This is a genomic window from Paenibacillus sp. N119s, from assembly GCF_059447605.1.
Window position 1 is genome coordinate 1 of record NZ_JCAJRU010000397.1, and the last position, 2,434, is coordinate 2,434.

The 2,434-nt window shown below is 44.5% G+C and carries 3 protein-coding genes; 2 read left to right on the plus strand and 1 reads right to left on the minus strand.

Features of this window, described 5'->3' with window-relative positions:
- The first annotated feature begins 67 nt into the window (after positions 1 to 67).
- Complete coding sequence (gene mobB / locus AC5V8P_RS25075; RefSeq protein WP_064796539.1) at positions 68 to 619, plus strand: molybdopterin-guanine dinucleotide biosynthesis protein B; 552 nt, start codon at positions 68 to 70, stop codon at positions 617 to 619.
- Positions 620 to 627: 8 nt separating this feature from the next.
- Here the strand turns inward: mobB and xerS are convergent, their stop codons facing one another.
- A complete protein-coding gene (gene xerS / locus AC5V8P_RS25080) occupies positions 628 to 1,728 on the minus strand; it encodes a tyrosine recombinase XerS (RefSeq protein WP_064796540.1) in 1,101 nt (366 codons plus the stop codon).
- Positions 1,729 to 1,838: 110 nt separating this feature from the next.
- On the opposite strand from xerS, the gene AC5V8P_RS25085 reads away from it, so the two are divergent.
- Positions 1,839 to 2,348: a GNAT family N-acetyltransferase gene (locus tag AC5V8P_RS25085; RefSeq protein ID WP_064796541.1), complete on the plus strand. Its 510-nt coding sequence runs from the start codon at positions 1,839 to 1,841 to the stop codon at positions 2,346 to 2,348.
- Positions 2,349 to 2,434: the final 86 nt, after the last annotated feature.

A 2,434-nucleotide genomic window follows, 5' to 3' on the forward strand; every position in this document is an offset into this window, starting at 1 on the left:
CCACAACAGAAGGCTTGCGCGAAGGTGAAGAGGTGAATGTACTTGTGCTTCAAGGTGGACAGGTGACGTGAAAACAAAAAGTCCATTTGTATGTCAAATCGTCGGCTTCAAAAATACAGGAAAAACAACCTTCCTCGGAGGTTTAATTCGTTATATACAGCAGTCAGGACTACGTGTAGCAGTGATCAAGCATGATGGACATGAATTTGAGATGGATCATGAGGGAACAGATACGTACAAGCACCGACAGGCAGGCGCCGAAGGCGTAGCGATTGTCTCGGCAGGGAGAACAGCCATTTTAGAGGAACATAGTCGGCCTGTGATCGGACTCATCCGACATTTTCAGGCCTATGACTGTGTGTTGCTGGAAGGCTTCAAGCAGGAAAATTACCCGAAGCTGATCATGGTGAGGGAACAATCAGATGCCCGACTTGTTCAGGAGCTGACAAATGTACAGGGAGTAGTCGTTTGGAAGAACCACATGGATTGGGCTCAGGGTTACTACTCAGATAAAAAAACGGTGCAAATATTTCCTGCCGATGCCAGCGACCCGGTAGGCCGCTGGCTACTGGAACAAATTCAGAGACACAGCGCAGGATTCCAGACAGAGCAGGGTTGAGAGAGCCATTAATCGGCTGAGTCAGTCCGAGTCTCTATCCGCCGTTCGATCGCCTGAGACATTGTTTTGTCAGTCAGGTGGGCATAGACTTCCGTTGTTTCTGTCGAAGCATGACCTAGCTGTTCTTTGGTTTTGTAAATATCATTTTGTAAATAATAGTCAGTAGCAAAGGAATGACGGAGCTTGTGAACGGTCAAATATGGCTTGCCAAACCGCTTGGCATACTTGATGATCATGGCTTGAATCGCTCTTTTAGTCATCCGTTTGCCCTCTGTACTGCCGTTCGGACGCGCGACAAAAAGAGCTTTTTCTTTTTTTGGAGCACGATAACGGGTATGTCTTAAGGATAAATAAAGTGCGAGATCATCTTTGGACTGCTCGCGGAAATAGACTGGCGTTTTAAAAGTTTCGTCGTTATTTCCTTTGCGGTACACATATAGTAATTTATTGTTGATATCGAGATCATCGATGTTCAAGTTGACGATTTCGGATACACGCAGTCCAGAATTCAGTATAAGACTTGCGATACAGGCATCCCGTTCCTTGTTTAATTCATAGGAGTACAGGGCTTGCTTGTTGTTAGCCAAATCTTGTCCGTAGCCTTCATAAATATAGCCGATAAATTCAAGCAGCTCATCCTCTTCCAGTATTTTGCCTTTGAGCTTAGCGGCTGTATCCTTGGGCTTATGTACACGTTTAATTTCGACTTTGGCCATAATATTGCGCTTGAGCAATGGATAAAAGTTTTCATCCTCAGCAATTTGACTCAAATAATGAAAGAGTGAACGCAAGGACGATAGCTTACGTGAAATGGTGATACGAGAATTGGAGCCTTCACTTTTAGTAGACAGGAACAAGCGAAAGCCTGTAATGCTATCCATATGAAGTGTCTCTAATTCTTCTAGCGTAACTTGGGCATTCGTGTCTCCAGCAGACAAGCCTTCCGAGCGAAGCCATGAAAAAAAAGCTTCGTAATCCCGCACATATTCCAGCAAAGTAGACGGGGAGAGGTCGGGAAGCTTGTAATCCATAAATTGCTGTACGTACCATGGCAGATCCGGCATCTTTTCATCCAGTTTGCGCCGGTCGATGATCTTTTGTATGTTCATAGGGTCCACCTCGTCCGGTCATAATATATGTATTTTAGCATATTTTGAACAGCACTGGATGGGAAGTCATGAAGTAAAGAATGAACTGAACCGCCAAGAGAGGTGAAAGCATGGGATTTAATATCAAATCAGAATTGAAGCTGTCCATAAAGAGTGTACCAGAGTCGCAGAAGGACATTATTGTGCAGCTCATGCAATTTTATTTATACGATTTTACAGACTATCTGCGAATTGATGTCACTGAGAAGGGAACATTTCCGGCTTATCCTGACCTGTATCAATACTGGACGAGTGGTGAACAAAAGCTTCCATTTCTGATCTGGAGACAGGATATTCCTGTGGGCTTTGCACTCGTTGACAGAATGTCTAGCAATCGAGAAGCTGACTATTACATGGCGGAGTTTTTTGTCCTTCGTCCTTACCGGCACAACGGTGTAGGCACCTGGGCGGCTCATGAGCTGTTTGGACGTTTTAACGGGCGGTGGAAGGTGACGCAGATGAGCACGAATAGACCAGCTCAATCCTTTTGGCGTAAGGTAATTGGAAGCTATACGAATGGTGATTATAGGGAGCAGACACATCCAGTACGAGGGAATGTAACTCAGTTTTTCAATACATGAAAAATTCGAAATAGTAAACAGCGAAGAAAAAGAGCCGAGGAGAGTTAAACTGTACCCTATGGAGTAGACACTTTAAAAAAGTCTCT

Bases quoted from the DNA above. Each gene is read 5' to 3' on its own strand.
- AC5V8P_RS25085 (WP_064796541.1), top strand. From the start codon at position 1,839: ATGGGATTTAATATCAAATCAGAATTGAAGCTGTCCATAAAGAGTGTA.
- xerS (WP_064796540.1), bottom strand. From the start codon at position 1,728: ATGAACATACAAAAGATCATCGACCGGCGCAAACTGGATGAAAAGATG.